The 14,882-nt window shown below is 57.2% G+C and carries 14 protein-coding genes, 1 tRNA gene and 1 pseudogene; 6 read left to right on the top strand and 10 right to left on the bottom strand.

The features are described 5' to 3' along the window. Positions 1 to 89: 89 nt before the first annotated feature. From ACNA0J_RS18125 to ACNA0J_RS18170, 10 genes and pseudogenes are all read right to left on the bottom strand, one after another. Positions 90 to 788 carry a class II aldolase/adducin family protein gene (locus ACNA0J_RS18125; protein ID WP_415820246.1) on the bottom strand — a complete coding sequence of 233 codons (699 nt, stop codon included), beginning with the start codon at positions 786 to 788 and terminating at the stop codon, positions 90 to 92. A gap of 64 nt (positions 789 to 852) precedes the next feature. Continuing rightward, entirely contained in the window at positions 853 to 1,800 is a 948-nt protein-coding gene (locus ACNA0J_RS18130) for a helix-turn-helix domain-containing protein (protein WP_415820247.1), read from the bottom strand. Positions 1,801 to 1,943: 143 nt separating this feature from the next. Continuing rightward, positions 1,944 to 2,936 carry an NADPH:quinone oxidoreductase family protein gene (locus tag ACNA0J_RS18135; RefSeq protein WP_415820248.1) on the bottom strand — a complete coding sequence of 331 codons (993 nt, stop codon included), beginning with the start codon at positions 2,934 to 2,936 and terminating at the stop codon, positions 1,944 to 1,946. Next, complete coding sequence (locus tag ACNA0J_RS18140) at positions 2,936 to 3,370, bottom strand: PaaI family thioesterase (RefSeq protein ID WP_415820249.1); 435 nt, start codon at positions 3,368 to 3,370, stop codon at positions 2,936 to 2,938. Before ACNA0J_RS18140 ends, ACNA0J_RS18135 begins: the two co-directional genes overlap by 1 nt. Next, positions 3,367 to 5,058, bottom strand: coding sequence for a class I adenylate-forming enzyme family protein (locus ACNA0J_RS18145; RefSeq protein WP_415820250.1), 1,692 nt, complete (start codon positions 5,056 to 5,058; stop codon positions 3,367 to 3,369). Before ACNA0J_RS18145 ends, ACNA0J_RS18140 begins: the two co-directional genes overlap by 4 nt. 52 nt (positions 5,059 to 5,110) lie before the next feature. After that, positions 5,111 to 5,911 (bottom strand): SRPBCC family protein, encoded by an 801-nt coding sequence (locus ACNA0J_RS18150; RefSeq protein ID WP_415820251.1) that lies wholly within the window; start codon positions 5,909 to 5,911, stop codon positions 5,111 to 5,113. A gap of 8 nt (positions 5,912 to 5,919) precedes the next feature. After that, positions 5,920 to 8,334, bottom strand: a complete 2,415-nt coding sequence (locus tag ACNA0J_RS18155) for a xanthine dehydrogenase family protein molybdopterin-binding subunit (protein ID WP_415820252.1) — start codon at positions 8,332 to 8,334, stop codon at positions 5,920 to 5,922. After that, entirely contained in the window at positions 8,321 to 8,815 is a 495-nt protein-coding gene (locus ACNA0J_RS18160) for a (2Fe-2S)-binding protein (RefSeq protein WP_415820253.1), read from the bottom strand. The genes ACNA0J_RS18155 and ACNA0J_RS18160 overlap by 14 nt, the downstream gene beginning before the upstream one ends. 3 nt (positions 8,816 to 8,818) lie before the next feature. Continuing rightward, positions 8,819 to 9,250 (bottom strand): FAD binding domain-containing protein (locus tag ACNA0J_RS18165; protein WP_415820254.1); only part of this gene is annotated, 432 nt, incomplete at its 5' end. A gap of 1 nt (position 9,251) precedes the next feature. Next, positions 9,252 to 9,703, bottom strand: a pseudogene (locus ACNA0J_RS18170) (FAD binding domain-containing protein); the annotation flags it as partial. Positions 9,704 to 9,814: 111 nt separating this feature from the next. Here ACNA0J_RS18170 and ACNA0J_RS18175 point away from each other — a divergent pair. The 6 genes from ACNA0J_RS18175 (at position 9,815) to ACNA0J_RS18200 (ending at position 14,712) form a co-directional block, all read left to right on the top strand. Beyond that, on the top strand, positions 9,815 to 10,714 hold the full coding sequence (locus ACNA0J_RS18175) for a polysaccharide deacetylase family protein (protein ID WP_415820255.1): 900 nt from the start codon (positions 9,815 to 9,817) through the stop codon (positions 10,712 to 10,714). Between the two features lie 246 nt (positions 10,715 to 10,960). After that, the gene (xth, locus tag ACNA0J_RS18180) at positions 10,961 to 11,743 is read left to right on the top strand and encodes an exodeoxyribonuclease III (protein WP_415820256.1); all 783 of its coding nucleotides are present in this window, start codon (positions 10,961 to 10,963) and stop codon (positions 11,741 to 11,743) included. A 261-nt stretch (positions 11,744 to 12,004) separates the two neighbouring features. After that, positions 12,005 to 12,304, top strand: a complete 300-nt coding sequence (locus ACNA0J_RS18185; protein ID WP_415820257.1) for a type II toxin-antitoxin system RelB/DinJ family antitoxin — start codon at positions 12,005 to 12,007, stop codon at positions 12,302 to 12,304. Further along, on the top strand, positions 12,291 to 12,578 hold the full coding sequence (locus tag ACNA0J_RS18190) for a type II toxin-antitoxin system RelE/ParE family toxin (protein WP_415820258.1): 288 nt from the start codon (positions 12,291 to 12,293) through the stop codon (positions 12,576 to 12,578). Before ACNA0J_RS18185 ends, ACNA0J_RS18190 begins: the two co-directional genes overlap by 14 nt. Positions 12,579 to 12,736: 158 nt before the next feature. Further along, positions 12,737 to 12,812 (top strand) — tRNA-Ala (locus ACNA0J_RS18195). Positions 12,813 to 13,353: 541 nt separating this feature from the next. Further along, positions 13,354 to 14,712, top strand: a complete 1,359-nt coding sequence (locus ACNA0J_RS18200) for an ATP-binding protein (protein ID WP_415820259.1) — start codon at positions 13,354 to 13,356, stop codon at positions 14,710 to 14,712. Positions 14,713 to 14,882 lie beyond the last annotated feature (170 nt).

Consider the following 14,882-nt stretch of genomic DNA (forward strand, 5'->3'; position numbering starts at 1 on the left):
GACCGACTCCGTGAAGCGCCAACGCGGTCACTGCCCCGCNTCGNCGTCCAATAGAACTCAATCCCTATCCGCCAATAGGCTGGCCGTCATCACGCCTCCCCCACCCACAGATCCCAAGCCCGATCTATAGCCGCCGGCGGCACTTTAGCAGCAAGCTCAATCTCCCCATCAGTAAGCCCCGTCACCGTCCCAATCGCCATAGCACGATACTGAAACTCCGCATTCTTGCACGCCGAAACAGACCGAAATACCAGCTCACGCAAACCAGTACCCACGACAGTCGCGCCATGATGCCGCATTAACACCATCGAAGCGGAACCCAACGCACGCGCCAAAGATGCCCCCTGCTTTCCGTTAGTGACGAGCAGATTCGTATCGCCAAATTCGTCCCGACTATCCCACATAGGCACATGCCGGCCAATCAACGCACCGTGCTGATATACAGGAACAATCGATACGCCAGCCACGCAAAAAGGCAGCACCGACGGACTGTGATGATGGCAGATCGCCATCACATCCGGACGCGCGCGATATATCTCGTTATGGATAAAACGCTCGCTATACTGCGGCACTCCTACACCGTCCACGGGCACAGCTTCACTGTCATATTCGAGAATGTCCGCATCGCTCACCAGCTCAGGCGCTTTCGATTTCGACAATAGAAAATTATCGGGCCGATCTGGATGCCGGATACTCACGTGACCGAACGCGTCCAGCACGCCAGCCCTGGCCAGAATACGATTAGCGAGAACAAGCTCCGTACGGCAGATGTCGATATTGGTTGTCATGGCGGCTCTAATCAATATGGTGTTTGAATACAGTTGCAAAACTGCCGCGATGACACCGCGGCCACTATTTCGACGAACGCGCAGCGCGCTTTCGGCCGGGTTTCGGATCGGGTTCTACAGCGTCCGTGGCGCTCTCCGTTGCCGCAAGCAACTCACGCAAATGTGCCGCCGCGGCCTCACCTTTGATTGCCGTCCGCCAAGCTTCTTTCACGATCTTTTCGTGCAGTTTCAGTGCCTCCGGGGCCGAAGTCAGCATCGCTACACCCACCCGGATATTGGGCTGTTCCCCCAAGCGGAACGGACTGATCGTCAAAGTACGACGCTCCGCTTGACGGAAAATCTGGAATCCGTTGTGCGGCAAAATGTCAGTAGCCAAACCGATTTGCACGCCCAGATCGTCGGCCTCCAGCAGCGTGGCCAGATGCTCGATCTCGGCACGCGCCTTCTCCTGCCGTTCCCGGCGCACTGTCTCCGGCAAATCCCGTTTCCCCATCAGCCCCATCTTGAGAAAACGCTCGATCGAATCAGCCGAGATCAAATTCACGATGCTGGGCCGCCGGCGCCGGTAGGTCTGTTTACGCGCAGCGAGTATGTCGATGACCTGGCTCACGTCAGTCATATATTTGGCGCGGTGCGGGTAATCCTCGGGCACGGACTCGCGCAACGACTGGTCGAGCACAGTAATAAAGTCATCCGACGCCAGCAGGAATGACACAGGGCTGGCCAGCACGATGATCTGATCCGCCCGTTCCTCCAGCTGACGGGTACGCTCGAAATAGCTCACCGCGGAAGCCAGGTATTCGATACCCACCCCCATCAGCGTGGGCATCGAAACGTCAAGCAGCTCGGAAAGCCGCTCCAACGTATCAATTTTTGCAATATCACCCTTTTCTACACGGTACAGGGCGGTACGTGAAATCCCGATACGTTGTGCGACCTCGTCGGCACTGAACCCCGAGGCCATCCGGAACGCCCGGACCCGTTGACCGATTTCTTCATACTGCGAAGGCATTTTGACTCCCGTAGTGTCTTGCCGAGCATACAAACGCATCGACGAAAGGGACTGAGATCATACAATGTTGACCCAATTTTGGAACATTCCCCCCTTTAGACACATGATGCTGCAAGTTCCATGCACCCGCCGGCAGCTTGGCATCAGCCCTGAGGGACCAGGATCAGCCGCCCCCCTGCCGTACGCGTTTCCAGGGCACGCAATGCTTCTCCAACGGATTCGAGGGAATAGGTGTGGCTCGGCGTCTTTACCAGCTTTCCTTCACTATAAAGTCGGAAAATCTCGGACATGCAGTGCGCCATTTTTTCGGGCGTACGCTTGCGATAGTCACTAACCTGAACGCCACTGACCTCGATGTTCTTCAACAGCACGTAATTGACCTTTAACGTGGGAATACGCCCCGCCGCAAACCCGATCACCACCAGACGTCCGCACCATGCGACCGCCCGAATGGCGCCGTCAAAATAATCCCCGCCTAACGGATCCAGCACGATGTCAGCGCCTTTACCGTCGGTCAGGGCATAGACTTGCTCGCGTATGCTGTCGCGCGGGTTGTCGCGAGAGAGGTCGATCCACGCGTCGGCGCCGGCCTGCGTCACGAGATCGGCTTTGCCAGGTCCCGATATGCCGGCAATGACCTTGAGCCCGTAGGCCTTGGCCAATTGCAGCGCAGCCAGGCCTACCCCGCCCGATGCGCCCATCACCAACACGGTCTCGCCCGCTGCGGCGCGGCCACGGTCACACAGCGCGAACCAAGCCGTGTCATACGCCAGCGCCATACTGGCAGCTTCGACAAAAGGCAAACCCTCCGGCATACGGAAACAATCCGCGGCCTTGACGACCGCCTTTTGTGCATATCCCCCGTGTTCGGCCAGTGTGAGCACGTGGTCGCCCACCCGCGGCTCCGTCACGCCCTCGCCCACCGCACGCACGATACCCGTAGGCAGTTTCCCGGGCACGAACGGCCGCTCAGGCAAGAACTGATATTTCCCCGTGACGACCAGGGTGTCGACGAAATTGACAGCCGTCGCCTGGACGTCGATCAATACCTGGCCGGGCTGAGGCACGGGATCCGGGACTTCCTCTACACGCAAGGCGTCTACCGGGCCAAACTCGCGGATCAATACGGCTTTCATCACTGCTCCTGTGCGTTCATATTCAAACTGCTGAAGGTCCCACGGCCTGCGGCGATCAGCTTGTCATGCTGACTCCGGATCTCGATGTCGACGCGCGATACGGCCTTGCCTACCTTGAGCGTATGGGCGGTCGCAATCAGATCGTCTGCAGGTGCTGGCCTCAGGAAATCGATGCGCAGATCAATGGTGGGGGCCATCCTGCCAATCTGCACCGCAACGGCTGCGTGCCCCGCCAGATCGATCAGCGCGGCGATCACCCCGCCATGAACTTCCGGGCTGTTTTCCGCTCGGCCGAATACGGGCTTGTACGGCAGCCGGATCACTACTGTGCCGTTATCCGCGTCGGCCGAGATGGCTTGCGGTTCCAACACGGTATGAAACGGTGGGTGTGCCAACTCGTGGCGCAGCCGATCCAGGGCATCGCGCTGGCTCATGACGCCACCGTCGCGCTCGCCTTGAAGCGGACAGGCTCGATTGCCAAACGCCCCTCGCGTACGTCGTCGACGAGCCCGCGTTTGAACATTTTTCCGCTTGCTGTCAGGGGTATTTCATCCAATGCGATGAAATACTCAGGCATGTCATAGCGCGACAAACCCGCCTCGTCCAAATGCGCCAGCAACGTATCCGCATCGACAGACCGGCCGGGCTTGAACATGACAGCCAGGCAGACCTTTTCTCCCATTCTCGAATCCGGCACAGGCAGTGCCGCGGCGCGAGCGACGGCATCATGCTGCATGGCCAGGTTCTCGATTTTGGCCGGATAAATGTTGTGCCCGCCACGAATGATCAGGTCTTTCTTGCGGCCGGTGATCACCAGATAGCCGTCTTCGGTGAGCCTACCCAGGTCACCGGTCATGAACCAGCCAGAGGCGTTGAACGATTCTTCGGTGGCCTGTTGATTATCGAAATAGCCCAGCATGAGGCTGGCACCTCGCCCGCCAATCTGGCCAATCTGGTCAGGACCGATCTCAGTATCCGGATCCTCTGTGGAGAAAATACGTACCTCATAGCCGGAGCACACGCGGCCAGAGGTGTTGATGATCCGGTCGGCACTATCGTCGGGAAGCGTGTAGTGATGCGAGCAAGCCTCGGTCATGCCGTAGCCGCTTTGCGGCTTCACGCCGTGTTCGATCAAGCCCGCGACCACCTCTGGCGGAGCAGAGGCGCCCGAAATCCGAAAGCCCTCCAGGCGGCCCAGTTTTTTGAGGCCCCTTTGGCGTAGCTCATTCAAAATATCGATACCGTGCGTCGGCACGCCAAAGAGAAAAGTCGTATTGGTTTCAATCAACCGGTCAACGAGGCTCGCGCCACGAGCCAGATCGTGCACCACCAATTCGCCACCCGTGGCAAAGGCGCTGATCATGGCACCCAAGCCGAGGTTGTGGCTGAGCGGACTCATCGTATACAACACAGACGCAGGCCCAAAATTCCAATCATGGGCAATGGCACGGGCATTGGCCAGCAAGGTGTTATCGCTGTGCATGACACCCTTGGGCTCGCCGGTCGTGCCCGAGGTAAAGGCCAAGTACACGACGCGATTCGGATCCGTGCAGACAGGCACATCGACCGCACCGGCCTGTACGTCGCTGGTGGCAGCCTTTCTCGAGGCCAGCAAATCCCCCGATCCCGTATCGGCGAGATCAATCACCAGCTTCAGATTTTCCAGATCCGCCAACATTTTAAAAATGTCGTGACGCGCGACGTCCGCGCCCCAGCCTTGTTGGCCGATGAATGCCGCGGCGCGCACCCGGCGCATCAATACGTTGACATCCCCGACCGTGTGATCGCGATGCAATGAAGGGCAGCAGGTATATCCATTGCGCGAGCATGCCAACCACACCACTGCGGTCTCTACGCGGCTGGCGGTCCACAGACCCACACGCTGACCAGGCTGCACGCCTGCATCGTGCAGACGTATCGCCAGCGCATCCGCGCAAGCGATCAATTCTTTGTAAGTCAGCCGATTCGCGCCATCTCGAATCGCATAACTATCCGGATTACGCTGCGCCTGCGCCAATGCGGCCGCATAAATCGTCTGATCGCGCCAATGGCCCGACGCATAGTAGCGCTCGATCTCCTCTGCGCTCAGCATGGTAAGTACCGTGCTTTTTTTGATCGACATGAATGACACTCCTGATAGCGTTGGCTGCACGACTCGCAGCCCATGATTTGTATTAATGCGTACGGCCGCCGAACCACCCTCGAACGGTGGCCCACAGCGACGAAAAGATGAGCGAGATGCCGCCTATCGGCTTGGCAGGCGTGACGGGAGGCAGTGCGCCAGGTGTCCCTGCAGGCGGTAGACCGGATCGTTGCAACGCGGCGGCTGCGGCGAGGCCTGCAGCGTGTCCGGCATTGAACCCGGCGCCAAAGCCATCGCGGTAACCCTGGGCATAAGCAGGCTCCGTCGCGACCGCGCGAGATGCGGTCTCGCCCACGGCAGAACCTGACATACTGGCGGCCGGTGCAGTCTCCTCCTGACGAGGGGGACCCGATACGCCATACACCTTTTCGTGCTCTTTGATTTGCTTGATGCGCGCCTCGAGATTGCGAGCGAACTGCGCCACGATCTGGTTGGCCACGTTCTGAATCAGCCCTGCTCCGCGGCCATACTGCGCCACTGCGCCTGCCAATGTCAGGTCCGTGGTGATCACAATCTCCGACCCGGCGGCGCTAGGCTGACAATGAAACTGAATGCTGGCCTGTGCAGTACCGCGCCCCTTCGCGTCGGCGCCCTCGGCCTGCACGATTGCCCGCCGACGTTCGTCATCGATCTCGGTAAAGTTGGCATCACACAAAAAGACCAGACCGACCGGCCCCAGCCTGACCGACACCTTGCCCTTGAAACGGCGCTCATCAATACGCTCGACGATCTCCGCCCCCGGCATGCAGGGAACCACCGCCGGCAGATCCATCAGCAGCGGCCATGCCTCCTCCGGTGGAAGCGATACCTGGAAATGATTCGTGAATTGCATCTTGTCCCTTACTTGGAGTCCGCCGCATTGCCAGCGGCTGCGTCACGTTGTGTCTGCGTCGATCGACCTTGGGTGAGATAACGCAAGATATCTTCAGGCAATACCGGCAGCCGATTGACCGTACCGGGCATGCCCAGTGCGTCGTCGATGGCCGCGGCAATCGCGGCGCCTGCGGCGTTGGTACCACCCTCTCCTGCGCCTTTCAAGCCCAGAGGATTCAATGGGCTGGGCGCGTCTTCGGTAATGAGGACATCGACCGGAGGCATCTCATGCGCCGTGATCATCAGATAGTCGGCAAACGTCGTCGACTGAGGCTGCCCATTGGCGTCGTAGGTGAACTGTTCATAAAGCGCGCCGCCCAGCCCCTGTGCCAGGCCCCCGACGATCTGCCCCTCGATCATTTTCGGATTGACGGCGCGGCCCACGTCATACGAAACCCAGTAGCGTTCGATATCCACCAGCCCTGTTCCTTCGTCCAGACGGACCTGGGCAACGTGTACGCCATACGGGTAATTCATGTGTTCGCTATAGAACCAGCCTTCCGCGGACAGACCGGGCTCATGGCCATTGCTGGTTTTCTGACTGGGATGCAGATAAGACGCCACCTGCGCCAGTGTGACGCCAGGCTTTTCATCGTCGTCCAGCGACTTGATCACCCCATCACGCACGTACAACCGGTCTGCCGCAACGCCCAGCATCGCCGCCGCAATGCCAAGAGCCTTGGCACGGATTTTTTTCGCCGCGATCTGCGTGGCAGATCCTGACATCACCGTGACGCGCGAGGCATGGGCACCGTTACCAAACTCGATCTGGTCGGTGCGGCCTTTGATCACGCGAATCTTGCGGTAGTCCACACCCAGCTCGTGCGCGCAGATCTGCGCCAACGCGGTCTGCATCCCTTGGCCTACGGAGCCTGCGCCGGTAACGAGCTCGATAGAGCCCCCACGATCGACCGTGAGGCGAACCATATCGGAGGGCCCCAAGCCGGATTTTTCCACGAACATGGCCAAGCCCAGGCCGACACGTTCTCCGGCCTGACGGCGAGCATGCAGATTCTCGCGCAACGCCTTCCAGTCTACGCGCGACAGCGTCTTGTCCAGCAGCCCCGCGTAATCGCCAGAGTCCAGCAACACATCGACCCCCAACGCATCGAGCGGACGTGTGTACGGCATCTCTGTTTTGTCGATCAGATTACGGCGCCGGATATCGACGGGATCAATCCCGGTACGCGCAGCGATGGCATCCATCAGCCGCTCGCGTACGAAGCTGGTTTCGTAGCGCCCAGGCGAGCGATATGTCGCGGCAGGCGTCTTGTTCGTCAATCGATAATGGCCAGCGACCTCATAGGCCGGAACGCGGTACGGTCCCAGCAACAGTCCCGCAGACATATCCGCTACGCGCGGCCCGTGCGTGCGCACATAACCGCCCTGGCTATGGAAAAAGCGATTGCGTATTCCCAGAATATGCCCGTGTTCGTCGATAGCGGCATTGATAGAGTGGTACTGTTCGCGCGAGTGATTCGTCGCCAACAGGTTTTCGCGCCGGTCTTCGATCCACTTCACTGGCCGCCGCAAACGCAATGCGCCGAGACAAACCAGTACGTCTTCAGGATAAAGCTCGCCGCGCACACCGAATCCGCCACCTACATGGCCCTCATACAGATGAACCGTCGCGGGCGCGCGGCCTATCATCTTTGCCATTTCGTCGCGGTTCCAGTGCGATTTCTTGGCCGCGCCATGCATTTCAAGCACATCCCGAGACGCGTCATAGCGAGCAATAGCGCCTCGGCATTCCAATGGCACCCCGCTGTGACGACCGATGGACAAATCGAGTGACACGACGGCCCACGCAGCACTGAAAGCCGATTCCAAATCGCCGTATCCTTTGCGGATCACGGTAGGTTCGGTATTCAACCCCGGCAAGAATTCCTGCGGCGGGTCACGCGCATCCATCAATGCCGGCAACGGCTCGATATCCATGCGCACGAGTGCGGCAGCGTCTTCTGCGACATAGGGATCAGTCGCAAAGACAACGGCGACGGGCTCACCCACGTAGCGTACGTGGCTTTGCGCGAGAATGGGTTGGCAGTACGGCTCCAAACCCTGGACTGTCGTGGCACGAAATGGAATGGGCGGAATATCGGCCACATCCGTACCGGTCCACACCGCAATAACGCCCGGGATCTGCAAGGCCTCGCTCGCGTCGACATCCCGCACGCGGCCATGCGGCACCTCGGAGCGAACCACCCGCATATGCAATTGACGCGGGAAATTCACATCCGCGGCAAAGCAGCCCTCGCCTCGCACCAGCGCGTCGTCTTCCAGTCTGGTGACCGACTTGCCGATCACCGCATCCGCGGTCTCTGCCCCCTGAGCGATCGCGCCGGTACCGGGATCCACCATGGTGGAGTCACGCGCATTCATGATGGCCCTCTTTGTTCAAGATGTCTCGCGCCTGCTTCACTGCGGCAATGATGTTGTGATAGCCCGTACAACGGCATAGATTGGAAGACAAGGCATCGACGATTTCCGCATCGCTGATGTGCGGGTTACGCTCCAGAATGCCCTGGGCCAGCATCAAGAACCCCGGCGTACAAAAACCGCATTGCAGCGCATGTTGATCGACAAAGGCCTGTTGCAAAGGACTCAGCTGCTCACCACAGGCCAGACCTTCGACGGTGCGCACAATTCGCCCGTTCGCCTGTACCGCAAACATCAGGCAGGCACGAACAGGATCACCGTCAACCAATACGGTGCAAGCGCCGCACACGCCGTGTTCACAGCCGATATGTGTGCCAGTCAGGCCACATTCATCGCGCAGCACATCCACCAGGCTCTGGCGAGGCTCGACCCGCAGATCCTGAATCTCGCCATTTACATTGAGCGTTATATCGAGTTTGTCCATGATTTATTCCCCCTTGTTCGTGGCCAGGAAACGGGCGCATGCTTTTGCCAACGCTCGACGAACGACGGTATTGACCAGATGGCGTCGATACTGCTGCCCCTCCTCGCTGATATCGGAGGGGGTTGCATCTGCGCTGGCACGCTGGGCAACGGCGTCAATGAGGTCCTGCGTCACGGACCGGCCCTCGATCATGGCCTCGGCATCGGTCATCCGGCGAGGCGTGGTCTCGACCGCGCCCAAACCAATCCGGACATTGCGCACGCGATCGCCGTCATGCTCGACCACGACCAGAGACATCGCCTGAGCAAAATCGCCCGCACGCCGGCTGACTTCTTCGAAACCAAAGGAACAGTGTTGAGACAGCATCGGCAGCGATACCGATTCCAACAGCTCATTGGCCGCCAGCGCTGTCGTCATGTAACCGAGGAAAAACGANGCGGCCGGCACCTGCCGTGCCTCGTCCTGGCTACGTACCTGCATCGTCGCATCCAGCGTGACGCTGACCAGACACCATTCAGAAGCCGGATCCGCATTCGCCAGACTCCCACAGAAGGTGCCACGATTGCGTATAGGCAAATGCGCGATATGGCGCACGACAGTACTGAGCAATGCGCCAAGCGGCCCATCAACGACCGGCTGATGAAAAGCCGCATGGCGAACACAGGCACCGATTTTCAAGGTATCCCCCTCGGCGACAAGCTGCTGCAGGGAGGCGATACCGTTGATATCGATCAGATAGGCCGGCTGCGCGAAACGCAATGCCATCGCAGGCACCAAGGTCTGGCCGCCAGCCAGGATGCGGCCGTCCTGATCCGCCACATCGGCCAGCATCATGACCGCCTGCTCGACGGAACTGGGTTCGTAATACGTAAATTTGCCGGGCTTCATTGGGTCATCCGTTTTACGCTGAATTGTCGCTATATTGGAATCATAACCAATTTTGGTACACTCGTGCTACCGAATTTTGTTCGATGCAGTCCTCTTCCCAAAGGAACTCTCATGCAACTGCCTCACCACAACCGTTACGCCTACCGCCCGATCACAGAACGCCCTGCCTACACGTGGCCAGAGGGCAAGCGCCTGGCCTTCTTTATCGGGCTGAACATCGAACATTTCGCCTTCGGTGCCGGGTTGTCCCATTCTCTGTCAGTGCCACTGCCGGCGCCGGATCAGCGTGCCTTCGCCTGGTCGGATTACGGTAACCGGGTCGGCGTCTGGCGCATCTTTGACATGCTGGACGATCTGCAGCTGCCGGCGTCTCACCTGATCAACACCACCTTATTCGAATATGCGCCTCAGATCCTGGAACGCATCAAGGCGCGCAACGACGAGGTCATCGCCCATGGCCGCACCAACGCAGAGCGCCACGCCGGCATGTGGGAAGCCGATGAGGCCCGCTTCATCGCCGAAGTGCGCGACGACATCCGAAAACATTGGGGCCAGGCTCCGGCAGGCTGGATGGCGCCATGGATGTCGGTGACCCCCTCTACCCTGGACCTGCTGGACGAAGCGGGATTCAAGTTCGTCATGGACTGGCCAGCAGACGATCAACCCCTGTGGATGAAAACGCGTAAAGGGCGAATCATGTCCGTGCCCTACCCCTTTGAACTCAATGACTCTCCGCAAATGCTCGTGCGCCATCAAAGCCCGGATGATTTCAGCCAGGCCATTATTGATCAGTTCGACGAAATGCTGGAGCAGAGCGAAAAGCAACCGCTGGTATTCAGCCTGGCTCTGCATGCCATGATCGTGGGGCAACCCTACCGGCTGCGCGCCTTGCGCCGCGCGCTGCAACACATCGTCAATCATCCGCAGCGCGACAAAGTGTGGTTTACCCACCCCGGCGAAATCTATGCGCATTGCACAGGGTTGCCGGAAACGACAATGCCGGCTCCCTGACTCAGTTCGTCAGGCGGCGGATGGAATATTCATAGCCGTAATTTCTTTCGATCAAGACCCTTGGTGGCGGGAACAATTCAAGCAGCAGAGATCGGTCTGCAGAACCGCTGATACTATGGCGTAGACGCGGCACGCAGAAACCTGTTGCCGCGCCTTGAGTTTGGGTAGCCAACTACTAGGCAAGCCCATAAAATCAAGGCGCAAAAACCCGCCAAACAGTTGAAATAAAAAGAGTTTTGATACGGAATGAAATTAGCCACCTGGAACATCAACTCCCTGAAAGTCCGTCTGCCTCAAGTCCTGGACTGGCTTTCAGCCAACCCCGTCGACGCCCTCTGCCTCCAAGAACTCAAACTCACCGACGATAAGTTTCCATTGGACGCTTTCACCGAGCTCGGCTATCAAGCCGTCTGGGCCGGGCAAAAAACCTATAACGGCGTCGCAATCATCTCGCGCGAAACGGGCTCTGCCATGGTGCGCAACATCCCGACGATGGACGACCCGCAACAGCGCGTACTGGCCGTCACCCTGCCCGCGCCGGGCGGCGACGTGCGCGTCATCTGTGCCTATTGCCCCAATGGACAATCGCTGGATTCCGAAAAATATCCCTACAAACTAGACTGGTTCCAGCATCTGAATCGCTGGGTTGCGGAAGAACTGAAAAACTATCCGCGCCTGGCCTTGCTAGGGGACTACAACATCGCCCCTGCCGACGAAGACGTGCACAATCCCGCCAAATGGGTGGGTCAAGTGCTGGTCTCAGAGCCGGAACGCGAGGCCTTTCGCGCACTGATCGATCTCGGCCTGGCCGATTCATTCCGCAAATTCGAGCAGCCCGAAAAATCCTTTACCTGGTGGGATTACCGGCAATTCGGCTTTCGGCGCAACGCGGGTCTGCGGATCGACCATATTCTGCTGTCCGAGCCGTTGATCAAGCAGTGCACCGCCTGCGCCATCGACAAAGCGCCGCGCGCGAACGAACAGCCCTCGGATCACGCACCGGTGATCGCTACGTTGAATCTCGAATGAGGTGTCCCACGGCGTGGAGGTGAGACGTTGCGGGATTAGTCCGATTCGAGGTTTATGCTGGTCGAATATCCAGGTTTTTGGTGTGCTGAAGCTATATTTTTGCCATTGACGTTATGTCTAGAGTCCGTCAGACGAGCTTGTCTGACTCTCAATAGATAGCTGAGGAAAGGGCAATATCATATGGACAGTACCATGCAGCTCTTGAATGCATCTCGATTGAGATACATAATTGAAGCATCACCAATCAAGAGAGATGCGACGATGGCCGCTCAAACATCCATGCTGCACGTCCGTGTAGATGAAAAACTCAAGGCAGATGCAACCGAGACACTCGCCAGCTTTGGGTTGTCTATCTCGGATGCTGTACGCATCCTGTTGACGCGCGTGGTAAAGGAGGGAGGGCTACCGGCAGGGCTGACCTTTGATCCAGACGCACATGATGCGTGGTTTACTACCAAAGTCCGCGAGGCGCTGGCGAACACTCAACAGACTGTACCGCATGAGCAGGTACTGGACGAGGTACAAGCGCTGATCGACCGGAAGCGCCGTGCCAGAAGTTGAATGGACCGAGTTTGCCCGCGCAGACCTGCTGGCAATTGTCGACTACATTTCGGACGATAACCTGGATGCTGCACAACGTTTAAAGGACGACATAGAAACCAAAGCCGCGAGCTTGCGAGAGTATCCCCGGTTATATCGTTGCGGTCGAATCCCTGGGACGCGCGAAATGGTGGTGTGGGGCAATTATGTCGTTGTTTACACAGAGGATCCGTTCTTCGTGCGCATCTTGCGAGTCCTTCATGCCGCGCAACAGTGGCCACCGGCGATAGAATAAAAAAGCCTTTTTATTGTGTAATTTAGCAAGGCTAGCCCCATGGTTTGATACTACAAAACCCCGTCCGCGGCAAGACTCCGACCGGATTTCAGAAGCATGGTGAATCCCTTCATCGGCCACAAGGAGGCCGCCGGATATGCTATATTTGTCGACTAAACGGGGCGGTAGCTCAGCTGGGAGAGCGTCGCGTTCGCAATGCGAAGGTCGGGAGTTCGATCCTCCTCCGCTCCACCAAAATTCTTGCTTTAATACAAGAACTTATGTGCCGGGGCTTCGTGCCAGTCCGGTGACTCTTGTTGTCACCACTTGCCTTGAGCAAGTTCACATATTATCTCACGAAAACCTATCCTTGCGGGTAGGTTTTTGCATTTAAACTCCTGATTTTTAACGATAAATATTGAGCGATCATCGCTCCTGCGAGACCTAACTACGTCTTTGACCCAGACTGGCCCCACCTCCGCGTTTGTCACCATGGTGTCACCACGACTGAGGCTAAGTGTGAGCGTACTAATTGCTCCTGCCGACACTCGTTTACTACCGCTCCCAGGTAGGGGCCGAGGTCGATGCGTCGAGTGACGGGGTAAGTTTCTCTACACGGGTTTTCACATTGGGCCGGCCAAGTCCCTCAAAAAAATTTTTGGATTTTTGAAACTTCGGATGCTCCTAACGCTAGTGCCTCTCGGGTAGTATGTGCACAAGCAAAGGCCAGCATTAAGCTCGTAGTGTTGGCGTACGCCAGTAGAATCATCGATTGGCCCTGAAAGCGGAGATTAGAATGGGAGTTTCCGGTTATTCCAAAGATGACTTCGGAAAAAAGGTCGCAATGGTCGTCAATGCCGCCACGCCGATACGCTCTGTCGAGCATCTTAAGGGACGAGACCAAAAGCTTGAAGAAATTCAAAGAGCTCTGTATGCCGCAGGACGCCACATTTTTGTTTATGGTGATCGTGGCGTAGGAAAAAGTTCGTTAGCTGCCACCGCAGCATATCAATACCAAAGCTCGGACGCTGAGCCAATATTTGTCTCTGGATCCCCCGACGATACCTTTCAGTCAATCATTGCCAATATAGCAGTACAAGCTTTGGGTCGGTCAAAGGTACAAAGTAAAAACAAAAGAGAAACAGCTTCGATCTCGTTTCGAGGCTTACAGTGGTCTTCAACCAACGAAATTAGCGCTACCGATTTGATAGGCCAAGTCAAAAGTATTGGCGACGCGTCTGAGCTTCTTAAACAGGCATCGGCAGCGCATTCAGACAAACCTACTGTCGTGCTAGACGAATTCGACATGATTAAAAATGTCGACGAGCGAGCTAAGTTTGCTTCTTTACTAAAGCAGCTTGGCGATCAATCCATCAACCTAAAATTCTTCATCACGGGCGTGGGCCCTTCATGCCAAGAATTGCTAGGTGCCCATCCCTCAACCCATCGTCAATTGGCCACCTTCGAACTTATGCGCTTAGGTTTTGAGGGCCGCCGAGAGATAGTCCAGGAAGCTGCATCCGCGTTTGATTTCGAACTGGACGACGATGTGAACTGGCGGATTGCACTTATCAGTGACGGGTATCCATACTATATACATCTAATCGTCGAAAAAATGCTATGGGCTGCCTTCGACTCAAATTCGGACGACCCAAAGCTTGGATGGGATGAGTTCCACACAGGCCTAAGAGTAGCTGTGGAAGAAACCAATGCAGACCTAAAAAAGCCTTATATGAAGGCTGTTTTATATCGCCCTCCAGAACTAGAGGACATAGTCTGGTCAACTGCAGACGGAGACGATCTATTCCGCGACTCGAAATCAATGTTTTCTTCTTACGAACATGTCATCTCAAAGCGCTTAGACCGACCAACTGTCGATCGCAGCAAATACGGGGACTATTTGCGAAAGTTGCGCACAACGGTATACGGATCGATCCTTAAGCCAATAGCAGGTAGAAGCGGATGGTACGAATACAGTGAGAAAATGCTTAGGGGTTACGTCCGTATGCAAGCAGAAGCCAACGGTGTCACTCTCAACGGCGAAAGAGCTATTCCCCGCCAGCACATGTACATCGGCAACAGTCGTACCGGCAGCTACGGCCCGACTATACCTAAAGGCGTCAACCAAAATCGCCAAGTGTCCGAAGATACGTAAGCGGACTGCTGGTATACGAAGTGACGTTGTTCCATAGCACCATGGAGCGAGTAGACGGCTACGCTCGTAATGCGTCGGACTTCGCGCAGCAGTTGAACCAGCACAGTGAACGCCAACAGCCCGGTCTCAATGGATCAGGAACCTGTCGCAGCACGTCAATAACAAGCCCG

Source organism: Bordetella tumbae (genome assembly GCF_965139195.1).
Taxonomy (GTDB): domain Bacteria; phylum Pseudomonadota; class Gammaproteobacteria; order Burkholderiales; family Burkholderiaceae_B; genus Bordetella_A; species Bordetella_A tumbae.

What these genes read in the sequence shown, in the direction of transcription:
- ACNA0J_RS18185 (WP_415820257.1), top strand. Translation starts at nt 12,005, where the DNA reads ATGGCCGCTCAAACATCCATGCTGCACGTCCGTGTAGATGAAAAACTC.
- ACNA0J_RS18175 (WP_415820255.1), top strand. Translation starts at nt 9,815, where the DNA reads ATGCAACTGCCTCACCACAACCGTTACGCCTACCGCCCGATCACAGAA.
- ACNA0J_RS18155 (WP_415820252.1), bottom strand. Translation starts at nt 8,334, where the DNA reads ATGAATGCGCGTGACTCCACCATGGTGGATCCCGGTACCGGCGCGATC.
- ACNA0J_RS18140 (WP_415820249.1), bottom strand. Translation starts at nt 3,370, where the DNA reads ATGAGCCAGCGCGATGCCCTGGATCGGCTGCGCCACGAGTTGGCACAC.
- ACNA0J_RS18130 (WP_415820247.1), bottom strand. Translation starts at nt 1,800, where the DNA reads ATGCCTTCGCAGTATGAAGAAATCGGTCAACGGGTCCGGGCGTTCCGG.
- ACNA0J_RS18160 (WP_415820253.1), bottom strand. Translation starts at nt 8,815, where the DNA reads ATGGACAAACTCGATATAACGCTCAATGTAAATGGCGAGATTCAGGAT.
- ACNA0J_RS18125 (WP_415820246.1), bottom strand. Translation starts at nt 788, where the DNA reads ATGACAACCAATATCGACATCTGCCGTACGGAGCTTGTTCTCGCTAAT.
- ACNA0J_RS18145 (WP_415820250.1), bottom strand. Translation starts at nt 5,058, where the DNA reads ATGTCGATCAAAAAAAGCACGGTACTTACCATGCTGAGCGCAGAGGAG.
- ACNA0J_RS18200 (WP_415820259.1), top strand. Translation starts at nt 13,354, where the DNA reads ATGGGAGTTTCCGGTTATTCCAAAGATGACTTCGGAAAAAAGGTCGCA.
- ACNA0J_RS18150 (WP_415820251.1), bottom strand. Translation starts at nt 5,911, where the DNA reads ATGCAATTCACGAATCATTTCCAGGTATCGCTTCCACCGGAGGAGGCA.
- ACNA0J_RS18135 (WP_415820248.1), bottom strand. Translation starts at nt 2,936, where the DNA reads ATGAAAGCCGTATTGATCCGCGAGTTTGGCCCGGTAGACGCCTTGCGT.
- xth (WP_415820256.1), top strand. Translation starts at nt 10,961, where the DNA reads ATGAAATTAGCCACCTGGAACATCAACTCCCTGAAAGTCCGTCTGCCT.